The organism is Enterococcus sp. DIV0682 (genome assembly GCF_051712685.1).
In the GTDB taxonomy this organism is placed as follows: Bacteria; Bacillota; Bacilli; order Lactobacillales; family Enterococcaceae; genus Enterococcus; species Enterococcus faecalis.
The window spans coordinates 2418554-2434396 of record NZ_JBIOPK010000001.1; the positions used below are offsets into that span (position 1 = coordinate 2418554).

The following is a 15843-nucleotide window of genomic DNA, read 5'->3' on the forward strand; positions in this document are numbered from 1 at the left end:
TTTGGTTTTGTTGTCTTTTCTTTTTTAGATTGAACGTAATTGGGCAATCCGTTCTTTGACAGCCTCTTGTTTTTCAAGGTAGTCCTTTTCTTTTGCACGTTCTGCTTCCACGACCTCATCTGGTGCATTTGACACAAAACGTTCATTTGAAAGTTTGCCTTGCACACGTTTGACTTCTTTTGTCCATTTGTCTAATTCTTTTTCTAAGCGAGCAATTTCTTCCTCGATATTAATCAACCCAGCTAATGGTAGGAATAGTTCTGCGCCTGTTAATACAGCGGACATGGCTAATTCTGGCGCTTCTATTTCACGACTGATGACTAATTCCTCTGGGTTACAGAAGCGTTCTAAGTAGCTAGTATTAGCTGTTAAAAATTCTTCTACTTCTGTATCGTTTGTTTTAATTAACAAAGTAATTGGTTTAGAAAGTGGTGTATTCACTTCTGCTCGAATATTCCGAACCGAACGAATAACTTCTTTCAGAACTTCCATTCCTCGAGCTGCTGCTTCATCGTTAAATTCTTCATGAACAACTGGGTACTCCGCCACAACCAATGACTCACCTTGATGCGGAATTTTTTCCCAAATTTCTTCTGTTACAAACGGCATAATTGGATGCAATAAGCGTAAGATTTGATCCAATGTGTACACCAAGATGCTCCGTGTTGTTTGTTTAGCTGCTTCATTTTCTCCGTAAAGAATTTCTTTACTCATTTCAATATACCAATCACAGAAATCATCCCAGATGAAGTTGTATAATTGGCGACCTGCTTCACCGAATTCAAAGCGATCAAATAATTCTGTCACACGGGCGACTGTTTCGTTTAAGCGCGTTAAAATCCAACGATCAGCGACAGTCTTTTCACCACTAAAGTCAATATCTGCAGCAGTCATACCTTCTACATTCATAATAACGAAACGACTTGCATTCCAAATCTTATTGATAAAGTTCCAAGAAGCATCCATTTTTTCATAACTAAAACGAACATCTTGACCTGGAGCTGAACCATTTGATAAGAACCAACGTAACGCATCTGCGCCATATTTTTCGATGACATCCATTGGATCAATCCCATTCCCCAATGATTTACTCATTTTGCGTCCTTGCTCATCACGAATTAAGCCGTGAATTAAGACATTTTGGAAGGGACGTTCGCCTGTAAACTCTAAGCTTTGGAAAATCATACGACTTACCCAAAAGGCAATAATATCATAGCCAGTAACTAATGTGCTTGTTGGGAAGTAACGTTGATAATCTTCGCTTGCTTCATCTGGCCAACCCATCGTTGAAAATGGCCATAAAGCAGAACTAAACCATGTATCTAAGACGTCACTATCTTGAACCCAGTTTTCACTGTCGGCTGGCTCTTCCATCCCAACATACATCTCGCCCGTTTCTTTGTGATACCAAGCAGGAATTTGATGGCCCCACCATAATTGTCGCGAAATAACCCAATCATGTACATTTTCCATCCAACGTAAAAATGTTTGATTGAAGCGTGGTGGATAAAATTCAACAGCGTCTTCTGTTTCTTGATTTTTCATTGCTTTTTCAGCTAATGGGCCCATTTTTACAAACCATTGGGTCGATAAACGTGGTTCCACGACAACACCTGTTCGTTCTGAATGACCCACGCTGTGATTCATTGTTTCGATCTTAATTAAGCGACCTAGTTCTTTCAAGTCAGAGACAATCGCTTTACGTGCGGCAAAACGATCCATTCCTTCGTATTTTCCAGCCAGTTCATTCATCGTGCCGTCTTCGTTCATAACATTTACTCGAGGTAAGTCATGACGATTACCGACTTCAAAGTCATTTGGATCATGGGCAGGTGTGATTTTTACAACCCCTGTTCCAAATTCCATATCTACATAGTCATCTGCAATAATTGGAATTTCTTTATCGACTAATGGCAAGACAACTGTCTTACCAATAAGTTCCTGATACCGTTCATCTTCTGGATGGACCGCAATCGCCGTATCTCCCAACATTGTTTCAGGACGCGTTGTCGCAATTTCAACAACGCCAGAACCATCTGATAATGGGTAGCTCATATGGTAAAAAGCTCCTTCAATATCTTTATGGATTACTTCGATATCAGACAATGCTGTTTTCGCTTTCGGATCCCAGTTAATGATATATTCACCACGGTAAATCAAATCTTTCTCGTAAAGAGAGACAAACACTTTACGAACGGCCTCAGATAGCCCTTCATCTAAAGTAAAACGTTCACGGCTGTAATCTAAAGAAAGGCCCATTTTTGCCCACTGTTCACGAATGTGAGAAGCATATTCTTCTTTCCATTCCCACACTTGATCAACAAATTTTTCACGACCTAAGTCGTAACGTGAAATTCCTTGTTGTGCTAGTTTCTCTTCTACTTTTGCTTGCGTGGCAATTCCGGCATGGTCCATTCCTGGCAGCCATAACGTATCAAAGCCTTGCATTCTTTTTTGGCGGATAATCATATCTTGTAATGTTGTATCCCAAGCATGCCCTAAGTGTAGCTTCCCTGTTACATTAGGTGGTGGAATAACAATTGAATAGGGCTTCGCTTTTTTGTCGCCACTTGGTTTAAATAAATCTTGATCTAGCCATTTTTGATAACGGCCAGCTTCGATTTCTGTCGGTTGATATTTCGTTGGTAAGTTTTTTTCTTCTGACATTTTTTCCCCTTCTTTCTTAAAATACGCGATTTGGAGCGGTAATTATTTTACAAATGAGTTTTTTTTGGCTAAACACTAAAATACGCCCTAAAATACTTTCGTATTTTAGGGCGTAGATTCATCTTATTTACGCGGTACCACCTAAATTGCATTTGAATTGAATTCATTCAAATGCCACTCATTCGTGAGATAACGTTCACGAAACGAATCGTTCTACTAACGTACTGTGTTCAAACCATTGACTCACAAGCTACCTTCTCACTGGTTGTGTAAAAGTCTTGCACCTGAACGACTTTTTCTCTAAAACGACGCCAATGATACTCCTCTTGTTCGCTGTCTTTGCTTCATTCTACAATGAAGCGCAAGCAAAGTCAATTTGTAATCTAGAGGGATTACACTTTTTTTGCAGCTTCTAACGCTTGTTGATAATCGGGTTCCGACGAAACTTCTGAGACGATTTCTTCATAAACTAACGTTCCTTCTGGGTCAATCACAAAAATAGCACGTGCTAAACGGCCCATTTCTGGAATATACAAACCATAAGCTGCACCAAATGAGTCTTCAGTATCATGAAGCATTTCCATTTCGACACCCTCAGCGGCACACCAATTTGCTTGTTCTTCGACTGTATTATTAGAAATCGTGATAATCTGAACACCGTCTAATTTCGCCGCTTCTTGATTGAAACGTTTCGTTTGCAGTGAACAAACACGTGTGTCGATATCAGGAACCACACTAATTAAAACCGTTTTACCTTTATAATCTGCTAAGTTGATTTCTTGGTTGTTTAAATTTTTCAAAGAAAAGACGGGGGCTTTTGTGCCAACTTTAGGCTGCTCACCTGTCAATTCTAATACGTGCCCTTTTCTTGTAACATTCATTCTGAAATCCTCCTTTTCCACTTTCAATAATAAGTATAGTAGAGGATTTTTATGAAGACAATTTTATTGCTTTGGGCTATTTGCTAGTGAAAAAGTTTCATTAAAATAAATCAGTGTTTGCAGTTCCGTTGTTAAATCAATATACTGCACACTAACGTTGGCTGGCACACTGACACGGTCTGGCGCAAAATTTAAAATCGCAGTCACACCCGCTTGTACAATTTTGTCGATAGCTTTTTGGGCATGGTGACTTGGTACTGTAGAAATGGCTACCGTGACCCCTTCTTGTCGAACGAATGCTTCTAACTCAGACATATCATGAACTAATAATCCATTAATCGTGGTGCCAACTAAAGCTGAATCATTATCAAAAGCACAAACAATATTCAAATTCTCGTTGCGTCTAAAATTATTTTTTAATAATGCCTTGCCTAAATTGCCACAACCAATCAGAGCAATTCTTTTTTCTTCTTGCGTATTTAAAATATTACTAAATACCTCAATTAAATACGGCACATCGTAACCATAACCGCTTCGGCCCAGTTCACCAACGTGGGAAAAATCACGCCGAATCGTTGCAGAAGGAATCTGGATCATTTCACTAAATTCTCGTGATTTAATGCGTTTAACACCAGAATCCCCTAACATTTTTAAATAACGTAAATAAACCGGCAAACGTTTTGCCGTTGCTTTAGGCATTTTTTTCTCCATCCTCTGTCCTCCTTGTTACCTACTTCACATATTCAGTTTATCACGGTTCCCCTCTCCGAGCAACTTGTTTGTGAAATAAGTACAAAATAAATACAGTGACGTCTAAGCGACCGTCACTGTATTTATTTCTTATAGGAAATCTGCAAATTCGTCTTCTTGTTTATCTTTCGCTGTTTCTGCTGAAATCTCTGTAATTTTGAGTCCTTCTAAGGCCCGAGCCATTAAACCTTCCAAGTCTAAGCGCGCTTCATAATCTTGCGCTTTATCCAAGCGAGGTCGTGTTTTCGGTTGCGGTGGCGCAAAAATTGTACAACAATCTTCGAAGGGTTGGATGGCTAATTCAAACGTGTCAATTTTTTCGGCAATTTCGATAATTTCTGTCTTATCCATTGAAACAACAGGTCGAATTATCGGTGTTGAGGTAACCTCATTAATTGCTACCATACTTTGAAGTGTTTGCGAAGCCACTTGTCCTAACGATTCACCATTAATAATGACTAAACCTTTCCGCATTTCACGAATTGCATCTGTTAAGCGTAACATTAAACGTCGTGTAATGGTCATTAAGTAGCCTTGGGGAACAACTCGTTTTATTTCTTCTTGAATTTCTGTAAAGGGCACTTCAATAAATTGAATAGTTCCTACATAAGGGACTAATTTTTCAGCTAAATCTTTAGCCTTTTGTAACGCTTGTTCACTTGTATAAGGCGGACTAGCAAAATGGACAGCTTCCACTTCCACGCCACGTTTCATAGCTAAATAACCAGCAACTGGTGAATCAATGCCTCCTGACAACATCAACATACCACGACCACTGGTGCCCACTGGCAATCCACCCGCACCGCGAATCGTTTCATAAGATAAATACGCCGCGTCTTTACGAATTTCAATTCTTAAGTTAATATCAGGCTTTTTCATTTGTACTCGAATTTCCGGAATGGCTTCAATAACAGCCCCACCTAATTCTTGATTCAAGCCATTTGAATCAAGTTCAAATGAATGGTCCGAGCGTTTAGCAGTAATTTTGAACGTCTTACCTGGCGTATAAACTTCCCGAACAACCTCTTGAACCATTGCACGAATCGCTGGCATTTCTTTTTCAATACGAATACTTGGCGAAAAATTTTGAATCCCAAACACTTTACTTAGTTTCGGAATCACTTCTTCACTATCTTCCCCATTTAATAAAATATGCATTCTGTCTCGATCTGCATGGATTTTCAATGCTGGAAAATCAGCTAACGCACGTTTCACATTTTGTGCTAACTGCATGATAAACGTTTTACGATTTTTTCCTTTAGTTGATAATTCGCCATAGCGAACCATAATTTCTGTATACTTCACTCAATTAATTCCTCTCTGTTCCTGTATCTTCACAGGTCAATGTCTTTGCAAATTATACATCAAATAAGGGGCGTTTTTCTAGTGCTTAGTCGAAAAAAAATAGTTGATTCATAAGTTCATTGTCTTATGAATCAACTATTTGATAACTTTCTCTCTTGCTTATTGCGCATTCAGGATCCACATGAATCCGACAAAAACAAAGAACAAGCCATACATAATTGGCGAAACTTCTTTCCCGCGTTTTGCCGCAATCATTGTAATTGGATAGAAGATAAAGCCTAAGGCAATCCCATCTGAAATGCTGTATGTCAATGGCATTCCTAACAAGATTAAGAAGGAAGGAATCGCAATTTCCATCTCGTTCCATTTAATTTTGCTTAAGGATTGTGCCATCAAAACACCAACAATAATCAACGCTGGTGCTGTAACTTGCGAAGTGACAACTGCTAACAAAGGAGAAAATAGCAAGCTGAAAATAAATAAAATCCCGGTTGTAATAGCTGTGATTCCTGAACGACCACCCACAGCAATCCCCGCAGATGATTCAACATATGCACCAACTGGCGATGTCCCTAGTAGAGAACCAGCTAACATCGCTGTTGAATCAGCGGCTAAAGCTTTCCCCACACGCGGCATTTTATTGTCCTTCATAAAACCTGCTTGATTGGCTAAGCCCACCAACGTACCAGCGGTATCAAAGAATGTTACTAATAGGAACGTTAAAACCACGACCCACATTTGAATCGTATTGATATCTTTCACATGTCCTAACGCCACTAAAAATGTTGGTTCTAAACTTGGCGCGCTTGAAATAATCTTATCAGGCATTGGAATAACGCCTGTCGCTAAACCAACAATCGTTGAAATCGCCATTCCAATAAAAATACCACCTGGTACTCGACGAACTAACAAAATTGCAGTTACGACTAAGCCGACAATGGTGACCCACGTTGAACCAACATTCAAAGGTCCTAAGCCAACAAGTGTCGCATCATTAGCCACAATTAAGCCACCTTGGCTTAAACCAAGAAAAGCAATAAACAACCCGATTCCACCTGAAATAGCAAATTTCAAGTCTGCAGGAATTGCATCAATAATTAGCTCGCGTAATTTAAAAATTGTAATTAAAATAAATATCAATGAAGCCACAAAAACGCCTGCTAATGTCGTTTGCCAAGGAATCCCCATACCAACAGAGACTGAATAAGCAAAGAATGCATTAATTCCTAAAGCTGGTGCTGTCGCAATCGGATATTTCGCCAACACACCCATTAAAATACAACCTAAGGCACTCGCTAAAGCGGTGGCAGTAAAAACAGCGCCTTCGTCCATGCCAGAAGCACCAAGTACGGTTGGATTAACGAACAAAATATACGCCATTGAGATAAATGTGGTGAAACCAGCTAACATTTCTCGTTTCATATTCGTATTCAATTGTTCAAGTTCAAAATATGAACTTATTTTTTCTTTCATGTTCCGTCCTCCTAAAATCTAAACATTTTACAATGTTCGTAAAATATTCAATTTATTAATGAAACAACGTGTTTAATCATATAATAAACCAACAAATAAGTAAATATCAAATTCTAAATTCTGTAAAAAACGAACAATCACGATTAAAAAAAGTATTCCTTTCTAGGAATACTTTTTAAATTAAATCGTTTGTGTGGTCGGGCGAACAACCATTTCACTGATTGACATACGATCTGGCGTGTCTATGGCAAAGACCACTGCTTGCGCAATGTCTTCCGCCTTTAAGCCCCAACTTAACTGTTCTAGATGTAACGTTTCAGCTACTACTCGATTAGAAATTGTTTGATAAAGTTCTGTTTGTACAGCACCTGGTGAAATAATCGTTGATTTAATGTTATTCTCTCTTTGTTCTTGTCGCAATCCTTCCATAATTGCTCGAACAGCAAACTTTGTTCCACAGTAGACAGCCGAATCTGGATAAACGACATGTCCTGCCACAGAATCAGTAGTAATAATCTGCCCTGATTTTTGTTCAACCATAATTGGAAGAACTGCCGCAATGCCATTTAAAACACCCATAATATTAATATCTAGCATTTGACGCCATTCTCCTTTTGGTGCTTCAATAAGAGGCGCCGTTGGCATAACTCCTGCATTGTTAAAAAGAACATCAATTCGTCCATATTTTTCCATTGTAAGCTTGATTACACGCTGAACTTCCTCTTCTTTCGTTACATCTGCTTGTTGCACGAGAATCGTTGCTTCAGGAAGTTCTTTTTTTATAGCAATTAAACGTTCTTGTCGACGTGCTGCAATGACTAACTTCGCTCCTTTTCTGGCAAGTAAACGGGCTGTTGCCTCACCGATGCCACTGGAAGCGCCCATGATAACAATAACTTTTTCTGATAATGATTTCATTATATTTCCTCCTTATCTTCCTGAATCCAACGAATAATTTTAGCTGGTGTTCCTGCAACAATAGCGTTAGCTGGCACATCTTTAGTTACAGTCGCATTAGCTGCTACGATAGCATTTTCACCAATCGTAATACCTGGTAAAACAGTGACACCCGCACCTAACCACGCAAATTTTTTAATGGTAATTGGTGCTAGCAATACGCCTCGCCGTTTCATTGGCAGTTCCGGATGATTGACACTTAAGAGATTAACGCGCGGACCAATTAAAACATTGTCTTCAATTATAATGCCCCCTAAATCAACAAACATAGCTGCCCGATTAATAAAAATATTTTTACCAAAATGTATATTGCGTCCAAAATCTGTATAAAAAGGCAATAAAATCGTAACAGTTTCGTCAATTTTGTCTTGGATAATCGTGGCAAGAAGATTCCTTACTTCATTATGTGTATAGGCTTGTTGATTTAATTCTATTAAATAGCGACTATTTTCCTCTTGAATCTGATGAATAAGTTGAAATAGTGGTTCATCTTTATCAATGCTACCTGTTGCAATTAGTTCTTGGAGATTTTTTGTAAGCATTCCTAATCGCCTCCTTTTGCTAAATTTATCGTAATACGTGACAACTCCTCTGTCTAATACTTATAATAAATAGATAAGTATGCGTTTTAGTTATAGGAGGGAAAGTAATGGAATTACGAGTGATTCACTATTTCTTAGCAGTGGTCCAAGAAAAAACGATTAGTGGCGCAGCCAAACAATTGCATGTATCACAACCAACATTATCTAAGCAATTAAAAGAATTAGAGGAAGAATTAGGCGTGACATTATTTATACGAGGAAATCGACAAATACAATTAACACCTGAAGGAGAATATTTAGCTAAACAAGGGCAAGATATTTTAAGCTTAGCGAATAAAACAGTCACCAACTTGTCGCAAAATGAATTCATTAATGGCGAAATCACGATTGGTGGCGGCGAAACAAAAGCTATGTCTTTTTTAGCGAATGCACTACAACAAATAACAAGCCAGCACTCAGCTGATATTCACCTTCATTTATACAGTGGGAATGCAGATGATGTAATAGAACGGCTAGACAAAGGATTATTAGATTTTGGTTTAATTATTGAGCCTGCACCTAAACAAAAATATAGCTATTTAACATTACCAGTTGTAGATACATGGGGCTTAATTACTGTAAAGGACCATCCCTTAGCCACTAAAAATGTTATTACTGCAGCCGATTTAAAAGAAGAACCTTTATTTATTTCTCGACAAGCACAAGTTCCGAGCCAACTCTCTGATTGGCTCGAAGCAAGTCTAGATCAGTTCCGAATCGTTGGGACCTACAACTTACTTTACAACGCTTCACTGATGGTAGAAGCTGGGCTAGGTAGCGCCCTAAGCATTGATGGTATTCTAGAAACAAAGCAAACAAATTTACGTTTTATCCCGCTATATCCTGCTTTAACAGCCAAAATTAGTTTAATTTGGCGCAAAAATACGGTTCTTTCCACAGCTGCTGCATTATTTTTAGAACAAATAAAAAAAAGTATTCAACGCCCTGAATAATAGGTCGTTGAATACTTTTTTAAATCATCACTGTGATCGTAGCTGCTGCCAAAATCAAAACTAAGCCGATAATCGTTACGGTCATTTCCTTGGCTGTTTTCTTTTGACCTAAGAACCAAATACCTGTCAACGTTGCAAGCACAACTGATGTTTGGGATAGAATAAAGCCAGTTGCCAAGCCGTTCATATCTGGCTGCGCTGAAATTAAATAAGTTAACGCTGCAAAGGCGAAGAAAAAGCCTGAAAAAATTTGTTTGTAAGAAACAGTTTCTATAAATGGCGATGTTTCCCCACCCTTAATAGTGACAACTGCTGAATAAATAACTGCGACAATTACCATGCCTATTGCTTGTGGTAAAAAGGCATGCATGCCATCAATTGCCGTCGCTTGGGGTGCTGCAGAGTACGCCCAATAGCCGATTTCACCAACGGCTAATAGAAGAACTGCTTTTTTCATAATCCCAGCACTCTCAGCGGATTCCGTTTCCGACCAGACCGTCATTTTGGCACCAATCATGATTAACACTAAGGCAAATGCGCCTAACAATTTAGCTGTCGCACCTGGCCAGTTTCCTAAGAAAAAGACACCCCAGAGAGAAGCACCTAAAAGTTGGAACGCGGTCGTTACTGGCATAGCACGTGATGACCCAATCATCGTGAAGCATTTAAATGTAATGATTTGCGCACAGGCCCAACCGACACCAGATAAAATTGAAAAGAATAAATCCATGCCCGTTGGAAAAGCTAAACCATTAATCATTGAAAAAATAGCGGCAAAAATTAATGTTCCTAAACTGGTCCCGAGAATTTGATTCACTGGACGACCACCAATTTTGGAAGCGATTGTTGGGAAAAGCCCCCAACCTAGAAGCGGTCCTAAACCGATTAATAATGCAGTCGCATTCATCTCTATTTCCCCTCTCTCGTTTAAAAGACAACGTTACTTTCTAATAAAATATTTGCGTAAGGAGTCATTTCCCCTGTCCGAATAAATGCATGGCAGTTGTTTAATTCTTGTTTCATTTCTGTATGAGGAATAAAACTGATGGGAGTTTCTGGTAAACGAGTTTCAATTGCTGCCAACATATCAGGATTTTCTGTTTTAATTTCTTCTGCTAAATAAATTCGTTGAACTGCCAATTCCTCAAGAACATTGTTTAAAACTTCCATAAAACTAGGGACGCCATTGGTAACTGCTAAATCAATTTTTTCTGTAGTCCGAGGCACTGGCATGCCTGCATCACCAATACTTAATTTATCAAAATGACCCATTTGTGCGATGACGCGGGAAATATCTGAATTAATAACTTTTGTTTTTTTCATGTCGCTCGCTCCTTTTTATTTGTCTGCCAATTCGTGTTGATAAGGAATCGAAGGTTGGGCTCCAAAACGTTGAACAGTCAACGAGGACGCCTTGTTTCCATAACGAATAGCTTCTTCCAAATTGCTAAAGTCTTTCTCTAATATACTACTTAATGCGCCAATAAAAGTATCGCCAGCAGCCGTTGTATCAACCGCTTTCACTTTAAAAGCAGGCACAATACCACTTCGTCCATTGACGTCATAAAAGGCTCCTTTACTACCTACTGTAATAATTACTGCTTCAATCCCTAATTGATGAAGTGCTTCTGCGGCTTTACGCATACTCGCTTCATCTGTGATTTTAATACCTGTTAAAATTTCGGTTTCTGTTTCATTTGGTACAATCATATCTGTCACGTTTAGTAATTCTTCAGGAACTTGTTCTAACGCAGGTGCGGGATTTAAAATCGTTTTGACGCCTGCTTTTTTAGCAATTTTAAACGCTGCAATCGTACTATCAATCGCACTTTCAAATTGGGCAATCACAAAATCACTTTTTTCAATAATTTCTTGATGTTCCTGTACTTGTTTTGGCGTAAAGGCGTTATTGGCTCCTGCGTAAATCATAATGCTATTTTCACCAGCGTTATCTACCATAATAAAGGCTTGGCCAGTAGCTGTTTTCTCTAAAGTGGTGACCCCAGTTAAATTAATTTCATCTTGACTCATTAAATCAGTCATCATAGCTCCAGCGCCATCATTTCCCACAGCACCAATAAAATATGTTTCTGCGCCTGAACGTTTCGCTGCAACTGCTTGGTTTGCTCCTTTACCACCACCCGCTGTAAAATGTTCAATGGCGTGAATTGTTTCGCCTGGTTTTGGCATTTCTTTGACTCTTAATGTTGTGTCTAAATTGATACTTCCGATAATTGTAACCGCGTTCATTTTCATCCACCTCAATAAAATTTATTTTTTCATTCTAATTAAAACGTTTTAGTAAAACGTTTTAATTCCACAACAAAAATATAGCACACCTTGAAAGCTATTTCAAGGGTGCTGTCGAAAATCGTTCAATCAGTTGGACAGGCAAGGTTTGCTCCTCCCAATCTTTTGCAGGCTGATGGATTCTTTCCAATAATAGAGTCGCCGTAGTTTGCCCCAATTGAAAAACAGGTTGAGCAATTGTTGTTAGCGGCGGCGAAACATACTCGCACATATCAACATTGTCATAACCAATAATACTATAATCCTCAGGAATTTTTTTGCCCGCTTCTGCTAATCCTCGATATAAACCAAAAGCAATTTCATCATTGATAGCAAAAATTCCGGTGCTCTCTGTTTTTAAAATTTCGGGGACAGCTTGGTAGCCGCCAGTTTTTGATAATTCTGTTTCGATTAACTGGACCTTTTCCGTATAAACAGAACAAAAACCTTTTAACCGTTGCTGAATATTGACTGGCGCATGTGGTGGCATTACCACGACGACCTGTTTATGTCGTTGCTCTTGTAAATGCTTTGCTGCTAGTTGCCCACCTCTATAATCGTCTGTCAAAACAGCATCGCTAAAGCCTTCTGCTTTTTTTTGGTCAAGTACAATAAACGGAATCTTTTTCGCACGTAGCGTTTCATTAATCGTTTGATTGGAAATTTCAGAACTTGCAATCACAAAACCATCGACACTGCGACGAATCAACTCTGTTAAATATTCATGTTCTCTTGTAACATCTTGGTCCGCATTGCATAACATCAGTATAAAATTTTCTTTGTATAAAACACTTTCAATTCCTCGAATCAATTGCGCAAAAAATGGGTTGGTAATATCAGGTACGATTACGCCAATCGTCTTACTTTTTTTCATCACCATACGCTGCGCAAAATAGTCGGGCTGATAGTTTAATCGCTCTTTTGCAGCCAATACTTTTTCGACCGTTTTCCCACTAAACCGTGCCCCATTCCCGTTTAAAATTTGTGAAACGGTAGTAATAGAGACACCTGAGTCATTGGCAACATCTTTAATTGTAACCTTTTTATTTGTCATCCTACTTCTCTCCTTGCCGTGAACGCGCCCATTCACCGGACCTCTTAATCTCATTTAATTTACTACAATCATTTACTTTACGCAACCACAAATAAATACGTACATTCGTTTAAACCGTCCTTTCATCCCTTCAACAAATTTCGTTGTTCTACTTTTAAAATGTTATACTGTAGAAAAAATGATTTACTTTTTGCTGAATGGAGGGCCTTAATTGAAAAAGAAATCGATTGGTTTGTTGTTAGCTAGCGCATATTTGTTCCACGCACGTTCTCGTCAAAAATCCTTAAAAGCCTGTCTTTTTGAAGATTCTTTACGTCTTTCCCAAATTGCTCGCCTTGAACGAAATCCGAAAGTCACCAAGGCTTTTTATCATTGGCAACGATCATTAAATGAACAAGTAACTTTGCCAAAACATTTACGTCATCTTTTTCCTCTTCAAGAAATGACTCAATTTCCTACGATGTATAGCATGTCAAACTCCGTTATTGCGCCTACCAAGAAAGCTGTACTGTACCTGCATGGTGGGGGCTTTACATTGAATCTTGCCTATAGCCAATTAGACTTTAGTTATAAACTAATTGAAGATCTCCCTTTTGCAACAGATTATTTTATCCCTGTATATCCATTAGCACCAAATAAGTCTTTTGCTTATATTTATAATCATTGCTATGTTGCTTACCAAGAAATTTTACAGCATTATGATCCCGAAGATGTTATTTTATTAGGTGATTCTGCTGGTGGCACATTGGTTTTAAACGTATTGCAGAATTTAGCCACCGATTTCCCTGAACGCTTACCCAAAGCTGCTGTTTTAATTTCTCCTTGGTTAGATGGACATTTAGACATTCCTGTTGCCAAAAGTTATCAAAAAAAGGACAAAATGATTGGCATGAACTATTTACAATTAATTGCCCAAGAGATTGATGACACGGCTAATCACTCCACGCTTTCTTTAAATTGCTTGTCCTTTGATTATCAAAAATTTCCGCCACTTTTTTTCGTGGGCGGCACACATGAAGTTTTTTGCCCTTCCTATCACCAATTTTTAAAACAATTAGGGCCACGACCACAAGATACTTGCCGATTGGTGCCTGGCATGCAACACGTTTTCGCAATGAAACAATACTTGCCAGAAGGACGACAAGCGCGGAAACAAATTGCACAGTTTATCCAAGAACAATGGTAAAAGGCAAATGGGACAGAAGTCAAAACGACTTCTGTCCCATTTGCCTTTTTTTAGAACAAAACACTTAGTTTTCTTCGGCGACTTTTTTCTCCCGCATAGTCAAAACAGCGCTAGCCAAAAGAACAACCACTACAAAAGCAATGATTCCTCCTACTAAAAGACTCGGACCTGCCTCACCTAATTTGCCTAAAAATAGGCCTGGGATTAAATAATCTGTATCCGCAAACGTTGAGGATGCTAACTGTAAATCACCCAAGACTGGTAAAATAAATAACGGTAACCAACTAATTAATAAGCCATTAAACGCAGCCCCTAAAATCGCTCCCCGACGTCCCCCTGTGGAATTTCCAAAAACACCTGCCGCGGCACCACAGAAAAAGTGCCCAACAACGCCTGGTATAATCACAGTGGTATTCAGACCAACCATCGCTAACATTGAAATAGTTCCCACAATAAAGCTCACAAAGAACCCAATCAAGACAGCATTTGGCGCATAAGGAAAGATAATGGGAACATCAAGTGCTGGTTTAGAATTAGGCACTAATTTTTTAGCAATTCCTTGGAAAGCTGGCACAATTTCTCCTAAAACCATCCGCACACCCTGTAACACCACTACGAAACCAGCCGTAAAGGTCCCTGCTTGAATTAATGAAAAGATGATCGCATTTTCGCCATTGCTTAACTCATGCTCGACATAGCCTGTCCCAGCCAGCAAAGCCAAAATCACATAGACAATCGACATCAAAATCATAATTGAGATGGTTGAGTCTCTTAAAAAACCAAAACTTTTAGGAATTTTAATATCTTCCGTTGACTTTTCTTTATTCCCAAAGACTTTTCCAATAAAGCCACTTGCCGCATAACCAATATTCCCTGTATGCCCCATTGCTACTTTATCATTTCCAGTAATTTGTTTCATAAAGGGCTGACAAAGAGCAGGTGTCACTGTTAATAAAGTTCCTTCAAATAAACCACCTAAAAGAATCATTGGCAAACTAACGCTAAAACCGGCCCCCACTAAAATAACGGCTGTCAAACACGAAACGTACATCATCGCTTGACCTGTCAAAAAGATATATTTAAAACGTGTAAAACGCGCCAACAGAATATTAACAACCATGCCCACCAACATAATCAGAGCAGTTGGTGTCCCATATTGCTGCAAGGCAATCGCTACAACTGCTTCATTACTAGGTACCACGCCTTGTGTATTTAATGCGGTTTGGAACATCTCCGCAAAGGGCGTTAACGAGTTCGCTAATAGCCCTGCGCCACCAATTAAAACTAAGAAGCCGACGAATGTTTTCAACGTTCCTTGAACAACATCAGAAAATTTCTTTTTCTGTAAAACTAATCCCAACAAAGCAATTAATGAAACCAGAATCGCTGGCTGGCTAACAATTGAAACAAATAAATTCAATAAAGTTTCCATGTTTTTCCTCCTTCTTATTGATGTGCAATGCCATTGTCATCTAAAACTTTCAAGACTTTCTCCTTCGTTTCATCGTAATCAATAATCGCATTTAAAGGAATGATTTTTTCAGCAGGAATTGACCCTAAAGCATCTTGCAATGTTTTTTCGACAAAGAAGTAATCAGCCATATCGCCACTGGCACTCCCGACATCTGTGTGATCAATTTGAAAATTATCTGTATCAACACCGACTTCCTCTAAAATTTGTTGGATATTCATTTGCACCATAAAACTTGTTCCTAAACCACTTTGACAAACTGTAAAAATCTTCATC

The 15843-nt window shown here is 38.8% G+C and carries 15 protein-coding genes and 1 other annotated feature; of the genes, 2 read left to right on the top strand and 13 right to left on the bottom strand.

Translation table 11 applies throughout. The annotated features are described in order from the left end of the window. Positions 1 to 24: 24 nt before the first annotated feature. The 7 genes from IGK96_RS11745 to IGK96_RS11775 all read right to left on the bottom strand — a co-directional run bounded on the left by IGK96_RS11745 (position 25) and on the right by IGK96_RS11775 (position 8575). Positions 25 to 2667 (bottom strand): valine--tRNA ligase, encoded by a 2643-nt coding sequence (locus IGK96_RS11745; protein WP_085443180.1) that lies wholly within the window; start codon positions 2665 to 2667, stop codon positions 25 to 27. Between the two features lie 103 nt (positions 2668 to 2770). Continuing rightward, positions 2771 to 3010 (bottom strand) — a binding site (T-box leader). 49 nt (positions 3011 to 3059) lie between these two features. Continuing rightward, complete coding sequence (gene tpx / locus IGK96_RS11750; protein WP_002355111.1) at positions 3060 to 3548, bottom strand: thiol peroxidase; 489 nt, start codon at positions 3546 to 3548, stop codon at positions 3060 to 3062. Positions 3549 to 3611: 63 nt separating this feature from the next. Then, positions 3612 to 4259 carry a redox-sensing transcriptional repressor Rex gene (locus tag IGK96_RS11755; protein WP_002365189.1) on the bottom strand — a complete coding sequence of 216 codons (648 nt, stop codon included), beginning with the start codon at positions 4257 to 4259 and terminating at the stop codon, positions 3612 to 3614. A gap of 129 nt (positions 4260 to 4388) precedes the next feature. Beyond that, positions 4389 to 5603, bottom strand: coding sequence for a tRNA uracil 4-sulfurtransferase ThiI (gene thiI / locus IGK96_RS11760; RefSeq protein WP_010707108.1), 1215 nt, complete (start codon positions 5601 to 5603; stop codon positions 4389 to 4391). Between the two features lie 159 nt (positions 5604 to 5762). Then, complete coding sequence (locus IGK96_RS11765; protein WP_002355107.1) at positions 5763 to 7076, bottom strand: NCS2 family permease; 1314 nt, start codon at positions 7074 to 7076, stop codon at positions 5763 to 5765. A 180-nt stretch (positions 7077 to 7256) separates the two neighbouring features. After that, positions 7257 to 7994: an SDR family oxidoreductase gene (locus IGK96_RS11770; protein ID WP_002355106.1), complete on the bottom strand. Its 738-nt coding sequence runs from the start codon at positions 7992 to 7994 to the stop codon at positions 7257 to 7259. Beyond that, positions 7994 to 8575 (bottom strand): DapH/DapD/GlmU-related protein, encoded by a 582-nt coding sequence (locus IGK96_RS11775; protein WP_002355105.1) that lies wholly within the window; start codon positions 8573 to 8575, stop codon positions 7994 to 7996. Before IGK96_RS11775 ends, IGK96_RS11770 begins: the two co-directional genes overlap by 1 nt. Before the next feature lie 107 nt (positions 8576 to 8682). Between IGK96_RS11775 and IGK96_RS11780 the strand changes: the two genes are divergently transcribed. Further along, entirely contained in the window at positions 8683 to 9567 is an 885-nt protein-coding gene (locus IGK96_RS11780; RefSeq protein WP_002370030.1) for a LysR family transcriptional regulator, read from the top strand. 19 nt (positions 9568 to 9586) lie between these two features. Here IGK96_RS11780 and rbsU read toward each other — a convergent pair whose 3' ends face one another. The 4 genes from rbsU to rbsR form a co-directional block, all read right to left on the bottom strand. Further along, complete coding sequence (gene rbsU, locus IGK96_RS11785; protein WP_016614484.1) at positions 9587 to 10474, bottom strand: ribose/proton symporter RbsU; 888 nt, start codon at positions 10472 to 10474, stop codon at positions 9587 to 9589. 20 nt (positions 10475 to 10494) lie between these two features. Continuing rightward, a complete protein-coding gene (rbsD, locus tag IGK96_RS11790; RefSeq protein ID WP_002359153.1) occupies positions 10495 to 10890 on the bottom strand; it encodes a D-ribose pyranase in 396 nt (131 codons plus the stop codon). Positions 10891 to 10905: 15 nt separating this feature from the next. Further along, positions 10906 to 11823: a ribokinase gene (gene rbsK / locus IGK96_RS11795; protein WP_002381157.1), complete on the bottom strand. Its 918-nt coding sequence runs from the start codon at positions 11821 to 11823 to the stop codon at positions 10906 to 10908. A 91-nt stretch (positions 11824 to 11914) separates the two neighbouring features. After that, positions 11915 to 12910: a ribose utilization transcriptional repressor RbsR gene (rbsR, locus tag IGK96_RS11800; protein WP_002370032.1), complete on the bottom strand. Its 996-nt coding sequence runs from the start codon at positions 12908 to 12910 to the stop codon at positions 11915 to 11917. 211 nt (positions 12911 to 13121) lie between these two features. Between rbsR and IGK96_RS11805 the strand changes: the two genes are divergently transcribed. Continuing rightward, entirely contained in the window at positions 13122 to 14096 is a 975-nt protein-coding gene (locus IGK96_RS11805; RefSeq protein WP_085443382.1) for an alpha/beta hydrolase, read from the top strand. Between the two features lie 64 nt (positions 14097 to 14160). On the opposite strand, the gene IGK96_RS11810 is transcribed toward IGK96_RS11805, so the two are convergent. After that, a complete protein-coding gene (locus IGK96_RS11810; protein WP_002355097.1) occupies positions 14161 to 15528 on the bottom strand; it encodes a PTS ascorbate transporter subunit IIC in 1368 nt (455 codons plus the stop codon). 14 nt (positions 15529 to 15542) lie between these two features. Beyond that, the gene (locus IGK96_RS11815; protein WP_002367331.1) at positions 15543 to 15842 is read right to left on the bottom strand and encodes a PTS sugar transporter subunit IIB; all 300 of its coding nucleotides are present in this window, start codon (positions 15840 to 15842) and stop codon (positions 15543 to 15545) included. Position 15843: the final 1 nt, after the last annotated feature.